This is a genomic window from Vibrio sp. 970, assembly GCF_033339075.1.
This window is the reverse complement of record NZ_JAWOTW010000002.1, coordinates 484829-498383: the sequence shown is the minus strand read 5'-3', so window position 1 is coordinate 498383 and position 13555 is coordinate 484829. Positions and strand designations below refer to the sequence as shown.

Genomic DNA, 13555 nt, shown 5'->3' with positions numbered 1-13555 from the left:
ATCAAATGAACGGGACTCATCCAAATAATCTCCAGATGAACAAAGTAGAACTGATTCGTTTTGGCCATCACTTCAAAGCGATTAAAAAGAATTGGCTAAGCATCGCAGCATTCACGCTTCTGTTCTCATTAACTTGTACTTGGTATATCTACTCCAAAGCATCGATATACCAAGCTACAGCTACGCTACTCATCCAAGAGGAGCAAAAAAGCGCCCTTTCAATCGAGGAAGTATATGGCGTCGACACGACAAAAAAAGAGTACTTTCAAACGCAAATCGCCATTTTAAAATCGAATCATATTGCAGATAAGGTCATTAGAGAGCTGAACCTAACCCAATTACCTGAATTCACAAGCTCAGGGGGGTTAAATAAAAAAATCGACCAAATAAAGTCGATTCCTTTTGTTCAAGACCTACTGAATGTGGCACCAAGCCCAAAAGAAACCGCCCAGTTTTCAGAGTCCTATTATCAGGCACTTCAAGCTTTCAGAAGTAAACTCGATATTGAGCCAGTACGTAAAACCCAATTAGTCAGAATTCGCTTTCGTTCTACCGATCCTAAGCTTGCGACGACAATCGCCAACGCGGTCGGCCAAGCCTATATTGACGCAAATTTTGAAGCCAAATTGGTCGTTACACAAAATGCGGCTACTTGGTTGACAAATAACTCTCAAAAATTGGAGGAGCGATTACGTAACTCGGAGCAAGCGCTGCAAGAATTCTTGTTAAAAGAAGGGTTGATCGATATAAACGGTATTGATGAAATTTACGCAAATGAGCTAGAAGAACTCACTCGCAAGCTGAATATCGCTGTTAATAAGCGTATTGAAGCGCAGACGTTAATCCAATTGTTACGACGTAAATCTTCGCAAAGTTTAGACAGCTTGTTGTCAATTGATGAATTCGCTAATCAAGCGCAAATCCGCGATCTAAAATTGTCGGAAGCACAGGCAGCCAAAAATCTCTCTGAACTGGCACAGCGCTACGGACCTAAGCATGATCGAATGATTCAGGCGAAAGCACAGCTTGCTGAAATTCAATCAAGAACCCAGCAACTCATCCGGGACATTTCCTTCAGTAAGCAACAAGACCTTCTTGCTGCAAAAGCGCAAGAGGACATGCTTCGAGCAGAACTCGATAACAAAAAGTCAGACTTCCAATCGTTAGGGTCACAAAAAGCGCGTTACGAACAGTTAAAACGCGAGGTTGAATCCAATAAGGCACTCTATGAAGCGTTCTTAAATCGTGAGAAAGAGACCAACGCCACCAGCGACTACAAGAATGTCACTGCTCGCTTTACTGATAAAGCCATCATCCCTCTATTCCCGGTGGCACCACAACGAATCAAACTGGTACTAATTGCCACCTTTTTTGGCTTTGCCATTGCTTGCGCTCTGGTCATCATCTTAGAAACGATGCGAGAAGTTATCCGAAGCACAGCCGATGTGCAGGAAAAACTTGGTGTTACGTGTTTAGGTGTGATTCCTATGGTCAAAAAACGCAATTTGCGTAAAAACGGCGTCAGTTATACCGCGTATTTAGATGATGAAGAAAAGCTATTTAGTGAAGCTTGCCGCTCCGTCAGAACCTCGCTTCTGCTCAGATTAACCAACACGAAGCAAAAGATATTGCCCTTTACCTCTGCTATTCCAGAAGAAGGAAAAACATCGACCAGTATCAATATGGCGGTGTCGTTTTCAAAAATGGAAAAGGTGTTGATCATCGACTGCGATTTACGTCGACCTTCCATCGCAAAGCGATTCGGTATTGCTGAATCAAGCCCTGGCTTAACGCATATCCTGACGATGGATACGCCAATCAAAGATTGTGTTACACATATAAAAGAAGCCAACTTAGATGTATTATCGGCCGGCCTAATTCCGCCAAACCCACAAGAATTACTGGCTTCTGATCGCTTTAAAAAGTTGCTCGAACATTTTCAAAATAAGTATGACCGGATCATTATCGATACGCCGCCCCTACTGTCAGTGAGTGACGCACTTATTCTTGGTCAATATGCCAATGGTCTGATTACCGTAATTCGCTCAGAATCAACAAAATCATCACTGGTTAACCTTGCGTTATCTAAACAAATACAACACTCAGTTCCATCTCTTGGCGTCTTAATCACACAAGCCAAGGCCAAGGAAGGAGAGACGCTTTATGTCCAGAAATACGCCTACTAACGTAAACCTATCTTGGTACCAAACCTTGAAAAGCCAAGAACAGCCGGTATTGATCTATCAAATGGGCAAAGTAGGTTCGAGTGCATTAGAGCATTCCATTCCTAACTCGATTCACTTGCACGACCTTATGACCGTCGATGCGCAAAAACAAATATCCCCCGTTAGAGCGCAATTGCATAAACCTCAGATCAATGCGTTAAAGCGACGACTAAAGCGTATAACGATGAGCCATATGTTAAAGCGCAAAAAAAAAGTTCGAATTATCTCGCTGGTGCGAGAACCGATCGGACGAAATGTCTCAATGTTCTTTCAAGCACTTCCTTTTTGGATGGCGGACAAATATCTAAAGGATGACAGCGCAATACGTACCGAACGACCGCAATTACTCCAAGAAGCATTTGATAAGCACATGAATCATCAATATGCGCTGCAGTGGTTTGACAACGAGATCAAACAACTAACAGGGATTGATGTGTTTAACGAGTCTTTTAATCACGAAGTAGGCTATCAAACATACCATAACAATAACTTCTCACTGTTGGTCATTCGAAGTGACAAGCTAACGAAGGCTAACTCCGCAGTTGAAGACTTTTTAGGTTACCCCGTGGATGTTGTTTATGAAAATCAATCAGACAACAAATGGTACTCGCCACTAATGAAAGAATTCAAAACGCAATTTCAACCTACACCCGAGTACGTTGAAGAAATGCTGAATTCTAAATTGACGAAGCACTTTTTCTCAAATGCAGAAATCACCGACCTTAAACAGCAATATCTGACCAATTAATTATGAAAACCAAGATTCTACATATTATTAATGATCTTTCTCAGAACGGCGGTGCTCAGAAGTTCTTAGTCGACCTTGTTTTAGAACATAAGCCTGAATACGAAATCAAAATTTTGGTCTTGTGTGATGAAAATGATTACTTACCAATGCTATCCGCCCAAGGGATAGAGTGTTTTAACTGGCGCACATTGTCATTGAGTGAGAGATTCTCTTTGCTGCGTTGGCCGGATGTCGTTCACGGGCACCTCTACCCTTCCATTTACCTAGCGCTATTGGCGGTAGGTAAAAAACGAATCCAGACTGAGCACTGTTCTTATAACCGTCGACGTGACTATCCGCTGTTTAAGTTCATGGAATACGTCTTATATTGGGGCCACGACTTGACGGTCAGTATTAGTGAAAAAGTACAAGATGAACTGGTGAAGTTCATGCCTCGCTACCAACATAAATATCACGTGGTGCACAATGGCGTTGATTTAAAAAGGTTTTCTATGACGCCAAGATTCGCCAGCCACCTAATCGACAAACCAGTTATCAAGATTGGAATGGTGGGCCGACTTCACCAACATAAAGATCATGAAACGCTTATCCAAGCACTTATCCATTTACCAAGACGATACGAACTCCACCTTGCGGGAGATGGAGAAAAAAAATCGTCACTGCAAGAATTGGCAACAAAAATCAACGTCGCGCAACGTGTTCACTTTCATGGCGTAGTTTCAGACGTTCCAGCCTTTTTGAACGACATGGATATTTACGTGCAATCGTCGCACGTCGAAGGCTTTGGTTTGGCGGCGGTTGAGGCGATGGCAGCAGGCTTACCCGTACTATCGTCGGACGTACCTGGTTTGGATGACGTCACCGGACGTGCCGAATATTTATTTCAAGTTGGTAACGCCACTGAACTGAGCCAAAAAGTGCTCCAGCTATGTGAAAGTGTTGAGCGGTACGACGCTGCAAGTCAATACTCAGTCAATAGGGCCTCTCTCTACACCATCGATAAATTTCGTGAAGGTTACTATGGAATCTACCAGCAGCTTTGCGCCAACAAATAGTTCCGTGCCATCGAGCCATCGCGCCTCATTGCTTGCAGCATGCCTATTAGCATTGTTCTTTATTCCTATGAAGTTTCGTGCTGGAGGAATAGCGCTAGCCCCTTCTGACATCGCAAGCCTTTTGTCCATTGGTTTTACTGCATTAGTGGTATTGGAAGGAAAAGCTGAAAAACTCATGCATCCCTGTATGGGGTTCCTCCTATTGTTCACTGGGTATGTGTTCATAAATGGTCTGCTAAATCGCGTCCCTTTAATGCCGCTAGTTATAGAAACTGTGCAATGGTTAGCGATTTTGTGCCTACTGAGCCTAATGTACGCCTATGGCGTGTTTGATGACGAACGGGTAATGGTTTATTTCACGTATCTGTTGTTTTTCATCTGTACGCTCGTTGCCTTATGGCACTTTGCTCAGGGCTATCAAAGCGGGTTTAAGTTACTCGGGGTAAGTAAATACGGGTTCGGTGTACTGTGCTCACTACTGTACCTTTATCGAGATAAAATTCGCGCTTTCCACCTTTTGATGCTCGTAGCTTTAGTATTACTGGTGTTATCACAAGAAAGAAAAGCGCTACTTGGTTTTTGTCTGCTTTTCTTCTTTGACCAACTGCTCGTAAAAAACTTAATGAGAAAATCGCTCAGCGAAACGTACACGTGGGCGATTTTATTAGCCTTGAGCTTCATTGTGTTTACTGCCGTCACAACCACACTCTACGTTGGGTTTGAAACTCTAGCAGACACATTGGAAATAACCCAAGAAGACGTCTTATTTGCCAACCAAAGTGAAGCCCGCTGGGTATCGAATCTTCATAGAAAACTTTTACTTGCCAATGGGCTAGATATTTTACTTCAACACCCAGTGTTAGGTGTCGGCGCGAAAATGTTACCCAACTTTATGATCAGTTACTTTAACTATGATGAGCTGGCGATCTACACCCACAACTTTGTGTTAGATACCGCAATTGAATACGGATTGCTTGGTATTGGTCTGCTGTTTGGTGGTTATTTTCTTTTTATTCGCTTTTGCTTCCGTAGTCTTAATGAAAACAGAAAAAGCTTATTACTTGCGATATACGCCCTCATCATGGTGTTTTTCGTTGCGGTAAACACCACCATAATTTTAATACTCTTATTACCCGTCATGATCAGCATGAGCAACGACTCAAGGGCCATTGCTCATACTTTTCCGGTAAACCATCACCACGAATATGAATAATCAAGGATAGGATAGATGAAGTATTCAATCTCTCGACAATTTGAAAAGAACCGAGAACTCCAAGCTGATAATTTTGTTTTAGTTTACCAAATGGGCAAAGTTGGCTCCTCATCAATTGAGCACACGCTAGGGGAGAAAAATATCCCGAGCTATCACATCCACACCTTTGATGATCACGAAGAATTTCACATGTATCACAATAAAAAAGACGTGAGTAAATTCTTCGACTTCCGAAACCGCGCACTCTATCGCTTAGTGCTCAAGCAGCGAAAACGTATCTTACAAAAACGCGAGCAGATTAAAATCGTTACGCTGGTCCGCGATCCAATCGCAACTGTCTTTTCTCGTTTCTTTCAAGACCTCCATTTGCAATTTATCGAAGGCAAAAAGAATGATGCAATTCACCGAGATATGGAAGTCACGTATCAGCACCTCGAGCATTGCTTTGATAACTATATCAATCTCAACTATTTTGCGGACTGGTTCGACAACGAGTTAAAGCGTAATTTCAATATCGATGTGATGCGCCAAGAGCTGGACAACACTCAACCTTTCTTCACATTCCAGAACGATCAGGCCAACGTCATGCTAATCAAATGCGAACAGCTCAGTTCTCTTGATAAAGAAATCGGTGAGTTTCTTGAGTTGCAAGACTTCGTACTGAAAAACAGCAACGAAGCGAAAAACAAGTGGTACTCCAATATCCACCAACACTTTAAGAATCACTACGACTTCTCAAAACTGTTCTATATGTACGATCTTCCCTTGTATCGCCACGTTTATTCAGAGCAAGAGCGTGATGCTTTTAAACACAAATGGATGCAAACACCAGGGACAAAATCATCATGAAGAAAGTACTCCATGTTACAGAAGCGTTTGGAGGTGGCGTTCAAACCGCCCTCTATAGTTATGTTCACTCATCCAGAGACGAGCCTTATCAACATTTCTTGCTAGCCAGAGCCCGAGAAAACGACTTGACCAATGAGAACAACCACCACATTTTCGTACAGACAAAGTGGGTAGAAGGCGGCTTGCTTCAATTTATTCGCGATGCAAACCACATGATTGCATCACTTGCTCCCGACGTCGTGCATTTGCACTCGAGTAAAGCGGGATTTCTCGGCCGATTTCTAAAGCTTGGCAAGGCACGCTTGGTTTACACACCGCACTGTTATGCCTTCGAACGTGAAGATATCTCAGAGCTTGCACGCCAGATCTATAAAGCACTAGAGAAAGTAAAACTGAGCAAAATTGATGTGGTTGCAGGCTGTAGCCAACGAGAGTGTGACCTAGCCATTAGCATTGGTGCGAAACGTGCCGAACTGCTCAACAACTACGTGTCTTATCAAAGTGAAGATCGTATAGAGCGAAACAAGCAAGAAGCCCTGAAGCTCGTTGTACTTGGTCGTGTCGCGCCCCAAAAAGATCCTCAGTTTCTTATCAGCACATTGCAGTTCCTTAATCGGTATGCGCTTAACCGCCCGATAGAGATCACATGGATAGGTGGCGGTGACCACGTACTCGAACAGAAATTACGCACTGAAAATGTGGATGTAACGGGCATGCTGCCTCGCGATGAGGTAGTTGAAAAGCTCAAGGGTTCAGACCTTTATCTACATACTGCAGCATGGGAAGGGATGCCGTTAACCATTCTAGAAGCATCCAAGTTACATCTTCCTATGGTTATTCGGACCATCGGCGCAACCAAAGATCTCAACTACCCGTTTTTAGCGCTCACTCCTGAAGAAATGGCCAAGCAGATCGCGCATTGTGTCAATCATTATGAAGAGATCGATTTTCGCCAATATACAGCAGAATTAAACGATGCCTTCAGTGAAGAAAAACAGCGCCTCGCACTCAATAAACTTTACGGTTAAATGCCCCTATGTTTCACACTGTTCAACAAAAATTACTGTTGATGCCCAGCGGTAAAAAAAGCTTGTTATCTACTGGATTAAAAACCGCAATCACGCGTGTGTTGAGTGCGCTATTTGCTTTTTTACTGACTCTGATTGTATCGAAGACCAGTGACGCTTCGACGGCCGGTCAATTTTTCTTTTTATTCAACCTAGTCTCGCTACTCGCTATCGTTTCTCAGCTAGGTTTTGATGTCTCGTTAGTTCGTTACAATGCGATCGCTTTTAATAACAAAGAGAAGCTTGAACAAAGCCAAAACTATAAAACCGCACTTTATCGAAGTATGGCATTTTGCTTGCTCGCCATAGGCGTTTTGTTGGCAGGGTTTAATCTGTTTCCAGAACAGCTAAACCAGACTCAATCACCAATGTATGCGATTACTTTATGCTTGCTTTGCATACCTTTCTTGGTGCTTGCGCAAACCAACAGTCGGGTGCTTCAAGCATGTAGAAAAGTCGTATCATCTCTGTTTGCATTGCAGCTTGGGGTAAGCATGTTGATGGTCATTTTTGTCTTTGCCCTAGACTATATCGGTCAGCAAAATATCAACAATCTAATGACCGCACTGCTTTTAGCGAGCATAGGTGTCGCGGTCATATCTAGTGCCAATTGGCTGGGCTCAGATCAATATCAAACATCGGCTTTCGTACCAAACAAAAAAATGGTCGCTTCTGCCAAGCAAGTCTGGGTTGGCAGTATCTTCACGAATGTTCTTCAGTGGGGAAGCCTTGTTATTGCGGGCTTTTTTATCTCAACAGCGGAACTCGGTTTGTTAGCCGCAGCCCAACGCACATCACTACTGATTGGCTTTGTGCTGATTACCATTAACTTTGTGGTCGCCCCGATGTTTGCGTCTCTCTACAAAGAGCGCCAAATGCGCAAACTGCAGAATCTGAGCCGCTTGGCGTGCCGAGCCAATGTTGGTTTAGCGATTGTACCCGTAATTATTTGCACCCTCTTCCCCGAGTTTGTAATGCAACTTTTTGGTGGAGAGTTTCTCGCCGCGGCACCACTATTAGTCGTCCTTTCTCTGGGGCAGTTAGTCAATGTTGCGACTGGTTCAGTAGGTTTTTTATTATTAATGAGCGGTCATGAGAGAACCATGAAATACATTACAATTTCCTCAGGTACGGTGTCTATCTGCCTACTTGTTACGCTTTGCCAAATGTTTGGGGTGATTGGTGCAGCGTGGGCAATGGCAATTGGCATGGCTATCCAGAATTTAGCTGCACTGTACTTTGTAAAACGTTACTTAGGCTTCTTTCCAATAGGTTAATTATGGCTTTAATACTGGCACGCACGAGTTTTGTTTTAGTCCTGATGCTAACCGCTTCACTCTCTTTGTGGAAAAGCTCTGACCTACACCATACTGCTTACCTGCAAATGGAAACCTACTTAGGCGGATCGAGTACGCTTCACTTTACTTTCAGTTTATTGATCGGCTTTTTATCGGTCTTCACGTTCCCTTCTCTGGTGAGCTCGAATAAAACCGACGTTTTTGGGATTCGTCTTTTGCTACTGCTGTTGGCTATCGTTTCAATGGAAGAAATAAGCCAACTTTTCATTCCAAATCGATCATTTAGTTTTGATGATCTCAGCACCAACTGGATAGGCGTTATCTCAGGTTACTTTAGTGCCAAGTTAATTCGCTTCATCCGCACTCGATCGTTCTAGTAATACAGGAATCTCTGGGGGATTTGGGTATATAATTACGCCAAACAACCAGACTAACGAGTACATCATGCCATCTCATCCAACCAAGATTACTTTTTTTGAATTCTTAACCCCGTTGATCACGTCAGGCAAAAAGACGATAACGATTCGAGATGAATCAGAAAGCCATTACGTTCCCAATACAGAAGTCGAAGTTTTTACCTTAGAAACGGATCGTAAAGTCTGCGATATCAAGATACGTTCTGTAGAACCACTTCACTTTGAAGATATTAATGAGTTTCATGCAGAACAAGAAGCCATCGAACTACCAAAACTCAAGCAGTTAATTCGAGAAATCTACCCAAATACCGACACGCTATTTGTTATTGAGTATGAGCTGATTAAATAACCCACAACAAAGGCTAGACGACTGGTCTAATTCATTCTATAGTACACTTCATGAACGCAAAGACGAATGACACACGCCAACATATTCTCGACGTCGGATACGAGTTGATCGTAAACCGAGGGTTCACGAGTGTTGGTCTTTCAGAGCTATTAAAAAAGGCCGCAGTGCCAAAAGGCTCGTTTTATCATTACTTCAAATCCAAAGAACAATTTGGTGAAGCGATGATTCAAGACTACTTTACTAAGTATTTTGAGCGTTTAAACGCACGCTTTACCAATACTGAACTGATTGGCTACCAACGCCTAATGAGCTATTTCGAAGAAATGGTCAAAGTAGAAGACGACGTGTGTAATGCGAACAAATGTTTATTGGTTAAGTTAAGTGCAGAAGTCTCCGATCTCTCTGAGTCAATGCGCTTGGCATTACGCCAAGGAGCAGACAAAACCATTCAAGCGATAGCGGATTGCATTGACATCGGCATTCAAGATGGCTCAATCCCCAATGGTGACAGTGCGTTATTAGCAAGGCAGATATACTACCTTTGGAATGGCGCTAGCTTGCTGAACAAACTTTATCAAGATCAGGCAGCATTGACGCAAAGTCTGACCTATACTCAACACTTACTGCAGAATACGCGCACTTGCCCATAATGGGCGGCGTGGAAGCAGAATGAACACCCTACACACGTTTCACTGTCAGAAAAAGCGTCAGTGTTAACACAGTAAACCTTCCCGCTTTAAATAAGCGGGATATTTTGAAACAAATACTAGACGACCGGTCTAATCAACAAGTGAGATAGATATGACTAACGCAACAAATCGCAGAATCGTACTCGCGTCACGTCCCCATGGTGCACCGACACAAGAAAACTTTCGTTTAGAAGAGGTAACGAAACCGACTCCGAAAGAGGGTGAAATGCTATTGAGAACGGTTTATTTATCTCTAGATCCATACATGCGTGGTCGCATGAGTGATGCCGAATCATACGCTGACCCTGTTGCAATTGATGACGTAATGGTCGGTGGTACAGTTTGTCAGGTAGAAACATCAAACCACCCAGATTACGAAGCAGGTGAATGGGTTCTTGCCTACACTGTTGGCTGGCAAGACTACGCAATCTCAACTGGTGAGATGGTCATTAAACTTGGTAAAGAACCGCAAAACCCTTCTTACGCGTTAGGCGTTGCAGGTATGCCAGGATTTACCGCGTACATGGGTTTACTCGACATTGGTCAGCCAAAACCAGGGGAGACCATCGTGGTAGCAGCTGCTACGGGGCCTGTAGGCGCAACAGTTGGTCAAATTGGTAAAATCAAAGGTTGCCGAGTTGTTGGTATAGCAGGCGGAGAAGAAAAATGCCGTTACGCTAAAGAGGTGCTTGGCTTCGATGAGTGTATTGATCACAAAGCTGAAGACTTTGCAGAACAACTGAAAAATGCCTGTGACAAAGGTATTGATGTTTACTTCGAAAACGTAGGTGGCAAAGTATTCGAGGCTGTAATGCCACTTCTGAATACAAATGCGCGTATCCCACTTTGTGGTTTGATTTCTCAGTACAACGCGACAGAGCTGCCTGAAGGTACCGACCATCTTCCATTACTAATGGGTAAGCTCCTGACCAAACGAATCAAGGTGCAGGGCTTCATCATTTTTGATGATTACGGACATCGTTACGGTGAATTTGCGCAAGATATTAATCAATGGTTGGCAGAAGGAAAGATCCAATACCGCGAACATCTAGTACAAGGACTGGATAATGCGCCAGAAGCATTCATCGGTCTGTTGGAAGGTAAGAATTTCGGCAAACTTGTAGTACAGATTAACGACCCATTATAAAAAGGGATATGTAAATGATTAAACTTCACCACCTCAATCAGTCTCGTTCAAAGCGCATCATTTGGTTACTTGAAGAGCTAGATGTAAATTACGAAATTGTACCCTATGTCCGTGATTCCGTGACCTTCATGGCACCGCCAGAACTAAAAAGTGTTCACTCATTAGGAAAGTCACCTGTTCTTGAAGATAACGGCGAGATTATCATTGAGTCAGGTGCAATGACCGAATATTTGATTGAGAAATACAGTGACGGAGCCTTTGCTCCTGAGCGCGGTACAAAAGCACACACAGAATATTTGCAATGGATGCACTTTGCAGAAAGCTCTGCAATTTTACCTATGCTGCTAAAAATCTTCGTAAGCAAAGAGCCAAATGAAACTCAGTTTTTATTAGGCTATGCCGACAAGGAAGCAATGAATGTACTAGGCTACTTCGAGCAATCCTTAGAAGGCAAAACTTACCTAGTAGAAGAGCGTCTGACTGGCGCTGACATCATGATGTCTTTCATTGTCGAATTGGTTCAAAAGTTTGGTTTAGTTAATCACTTCCCTAATATTGAACGTTATGGAAAACAGCTCGCGACACACCCAGCATTTGCAAAAGCTGAACAACTTGAAGTGAAGTACTCTTAATTACTTCCCCCCTTTCGCCCCTTTGATGACACGTAAAACTTCATTTAAGGGGCGATATTACTAGCATCGCAGACACGCTAACTGGATAGCGCTCCCCCCAGTAAATCGCTTTCGAGAACGCCGATTGTTATGTCAATCAAGCTAATGTAGTAAATTTCTGATTCTAATATAGTTTCGACCATAGTCACCATCTATTGAATTGATAAGCAATATCAGTTTTCTCCCCCAGCTTTTCCGTAATAACCTCCTATACAGTTTCTAAGGTATTGAACCCTGGAGGGGGAAGAAAAATGACAAACAAGAAATTGACTACAGCAGCAGGTTGCCCTGTCGCACATAACCAAAACGTTATGACTGCAGGTCCTCGTGGCCCTCAACTATTACAAGACGTTTGGTTCCTTGAAAAATTGGCACACTTTGACCGCGAAGTGATCCCTGAGCGTCGTATGCACGCAAAAGGTTCTGGTGCTTACGGTACGTTCACAGTAACGCACGACATCACAAAATACACTCGCGCTAAGATCTTCTCTGACATAGGCAAAAAAACAGAACTATTCGCTCGCTTCACTACTGTAGCTGGTGAGCGCGGTGCAGCAGACGCAGAACGCGACATCCGTGGTTTCGCACTAAAATTCTACACTGAAGAAGGTAACTGGGACTTGGTTGGTAACAACACACCAGTATTCTTCCTACGTGACCCACTAAAATTCCCAGACCTAAACCACGCAGTAAAACGCGACCCTCGCACTAACATGCGTAGCTCTACCAACAACTGGGATTTCTGGACATCACTACCAGAAGCATTCCACCAAGTGACTATCGTAATGAGTGACCGTGGTATCCCAGCGTCTTACCGTCATATGCATGGTTTTGGTAGCCACACATTCAGCTTCATCAACGCAGAAAACGAGCGTTACTGGGTGAAATTCCACTTCAAAACTCAGCAAGGCATCAAAAACCTAACTGACCAAGAAGCAGAAGCGATCGTAGGTAAAGACCGCGAAAGCCATCACCGTGACCTTTACGAAGCGATTGAGCGTCAAGACTTCCCTAAATGGAAGATGTACGTACAGATCATGCCTGAGCTAGAAGCGGATGAAGTCAACTTCAACCCATTCGACCTAACACGTGTATGGTCTCAAAAAGACTACCCACTGATCCCAGTTGGTGAGTTTGAACTGAACCGTAACCCAGAAAACTTCTACGCAGAAGTTGAGCAATCAGCGTTCAACCCAGCTGCAGTAGTACCTGGTATCGGCTTCTCTCCAGATAAGATGCTACAAGGTCGTCTGTTCGCTTACGGCGATGCTCAGCGTTACCGTCTAGGTGTGAACCACCATCAAATCCCAGTGAACGCACCTCGTTGCCCTGTTCACAGCTACCACCGCGATGGCGCAATGCGCGTTGATGGCAACTTTGGTTCAACACTAGGTTACGAGCCAAACTACAAACAAGAATGGGCAGAGCAACCAGATTACTCTGAGCCACCTCTACGCATCAATGGCAACGCTGATCACTACGATCATCGTGTAGACGAAGACTACTTCAGCCAAGCGGGTGACCTATTCCGTCTGATGAGCGAAGAGCAACGTCAAACTCTGTTTGATAACACCGCACGAGCGATGGATGGTGTGCCAGACTTCATTAAAGAACGTCACGTAAACCACGCTTACCAAGCGGACGAAGCTTACGGCAAAGGTCTTGAAATTGCACTAGGCTTAAACAAGTAAGCGAACGCTGCAATCATTACACTGCGTGATTTAAAGACGAAAAAAGGAGGTACTCTACAGTACCTCCTGATTTCAAATCACTAATCCTTAATCACAAGTCATAAACCATGCTCAAGGAGGTTCATTATGATTAACTT

At 43.5% G+C, this 13555-nt stretch carries 13 protein-coding genes; all 13 read left to right on the top strand.

Translation table 11 applies throughout. The features are described 5' to 3' along the window. Positions 1-5 precede the first annotated feature (5 nt). Positions 6-2186 (top strand): GumC family protein, encoded by a 2181-nt coding sequence (locus R7Q11_RS04755; protein WP_225466235.1) that lies wholly within the window; start codon positions 6-8, stop codon positions 2184-2186. Further along, positions 2164-2973: a putative capsular polysaccharide synthesis family protein gene (locus R7Q11_RS04750; RefSeq protein ID WP_005375261.1), complete on the top strand. Its 810-nt coding sequence runs from the start codon at positions 2164-2166 to the stop codon at positions 2971-2973. The genes R7Q11_RS04755 and R7Q11_RS04750 overlap by 23 nt, the downstream gene beginning before the upstream one ends. Before the next feature lie 2 nt (positions 2974-2975). Continuing rightward, the gene (locus tag R7Q11_RS04745; protein ID WP_213972120.1) at positions 2976-4028 is read left to right on the top strand and encodes a glycosyltransferase; all 1053 of its coding nucleotides are present in this window, start codon (positions 2976-2978) and stop codon (positions 4026-4028) included. After that, positions 3994-5241 (top strand): O-antigen ligase family protein, encoded by a 1248-nt coding sequence (locus R7Q11_RS04740; protein ID WP_213972119.1) that lies wholly within the window; start codon positions 3994-3996, stop codon positions 5239-5241. The genes R7Q11_RS04745 and R7Q11_RS04740 overlap by 35 nt, the downstream gene beginning before the upstream one ends. A 15-nt stretch (positions 5242-5256) precedes the next feature. After that, positions 5257-6090: a putative capsular polysaccharide synthesis family protein gene (locus R7Q11_RS04735; protein WP_005375258.1), complete on the top strand. Its 834-nt coding sequence runs from the start codon at positions 5257-5259 to the stop codon at positions 6088-6090. After that, positions 6087-7118: a glycosyltransferase family 4 protein gene (locus R7Q11_RS04730; protein ID WP_053303830.1), complete on the top strand. Its 1032-nt coding sequence runs from the start codon at positions 6087-6089 to the stop codon at positions 7116-7118. The genes R7Q11_RS04735 and R7Q11_RS04730 overlap by 4 nt, the downstream gene beginning before the upstream one ends. Before the next feature lie 8 nt (positions 7119-7126). After that, positions 7127-8434 (top strand): oligosaccharide flippase family protein, encoded by a 1308-nt coding sequence (locus R7Q11_RS04725; RefSeq protein ID WP_213972118.1) that lies wholly within the window; start codon positions 7127-7129, stop codon positions 8432-8434. Between the two features lie 2 nt (positions 8435-8436). Next, positions 8437-8832: a VanZ family protein gene (locus tag R7Q11_RS04720; protein ID WP_053350073.1), complete on the top strand. Its 396-nt coding sequence runs from the start codon at positions 8437-8439 to the stop codon at positions 8830-8832. Between the two features lie 67 nt (positions 8833-8899). Further along, positions 8900-9220 carry a N(4)-acetylcytidine aminohydrolase gene (gene yqfB, locus R7Q11_RS04715; protein WP_005385855.1) on the top strand — a complete coding sequence of 107 codons (321 nt, stop codon included), beginning with the start codon at positions 8900-8902 and terminating at the stop codon, positions 9218-9220. A 50-nt stretch (positions 9221-9270) separates the two neighbouring features. Then, complete coding sequence (locus R7Q11_RS04710; protein WP_225466234.1) at positions 9271-9870, top strand: TetR/AcrR family transcriptional regulator; 600 nt, start codon at positions 9271-9273, stop codon at positions 9868-9870. Between the two features lie 151 nt (positions 9871-10021). Then, on the top strand, positions 10022-11056 hold the full coding sequence (locus R7Q11_RS04705; protein ID WP_005375239.1) for an NADP-dependent oxidoreductase: 1035 nt from the start codon (positions 10022-10024) through the stop codon (positions 11054-11056). A gap of 14 nt (positions 11057-11070) precedes the next feature. Beyond that, entirely contained in the window at positions 11071-11688 is a 618-nt protein-coding gene (locus tag R7Q11_RS04700; RefSeq protein ID WP_225466233.1) for a glutathione S-transferase family protein, read from the top strand. Between the two features lie 290 nt (positions 11689-11978). Then, positions 11979-13418, top strand: a complete 1440-nt coding sequence (locus R7Q11_RS04695; RefSeq protein WP_225466232.1) for a catalase — start codon at positions 11979-11981, stop codon at positions 13416-13418. Positions 13419-13555 lie beyond the last annotated feature (137 nt).

Bases quoted from the DNA above. Each gene is read 5' to 3' on its own strand.
- R7Q11_RS04755 (WP_225466235.1), top strand. From the start codon at position 6: ATGAACGGGACTCATCCAAATAATCTCCAGATGAACAAAGTAGAACTG.
- R7Q11_RS04750 (WP_005375261.1), top strand. From the start codon at position 2,164: ATGTCCAGAAATACGCCTACTAACGTAAACCTATCTTGGTACCAAACC.
- R7Q11_RS04745 (WP_213972120.1), top strand. From the start codon at position 2,976: ATGAAAACCAAGATTCTACATATTATTAATGATCTTTCTCAGAACGGC.
- R7Q11_RS04740 (WP_213972119.1), top strand. From the start codon at position 3,994: ATGGAATCTACCAGCAGCTTTGCGCCAACAAATAGTTCCGTGCCATCG.
- R7Q11_RS04735 (WP_005375258.1), top strand. From the start codon at position 5,257: ATGAAGTATTCAATCTCTCGACAATTTGAAAAGAACCGAGAACTCCAA.
- R7Q11_RS04730 (WP_053303830.1), top strand. From the start codon at position 6,087: ATGAAGAAAGTACTCCATGTTACAGAAGCGTTTGGAGGTGGCGTTCAA.
- R7Q11_RS04725 (WP_213972118.1), top strand. From the start codon at position 7,127: ATGTTTCACACTGTTCAACAAAAATTACTGTTGATGCCCAGCGGTAAA.
- R7Q11_RS04720 (WP_053350073.1), top strand. From the start codon at position 8,437: ATGGCTTTAATACTGGCACGCACGAGTTTTGTTTTAGTCCTGATGCTA.
- yqfB (WP_005385855.1), top strand. From the start codon at position 8,900: ATGCCATCTCATCCAACCAAGATTACTTTTTTTGAATTCTTAACCCCG.
- R7Q11_RS04710 (WP_225466234.1), top strand. From the start codon at position 9,271: ATGAACGCAAAGACGAATGACACACGCCAACATATTCTCGACGTCGGA.
- R7Q11_RS04705 (WP_005375239.1), top strand. From the start codon at position 10,022: ATGACTAACGCAACAAATCGCAGAATCGTACTCGCGTCACGTCCCCAT.
- R7Q11_RS04700 (WP_225466233.1), top strand. From the start codon at position 11,071: ATGATTAAACTTCACCACCTCAATCAGTCTCGTTCAAAGCGCATCATT.
- R7Q11_RS04695 (WP_225466232.1), top strand. From the start codon at position 11,979: ATGACAAACAAGAAATTGACTACAGCAGCAGGTTGCCCTGTCGCACAT.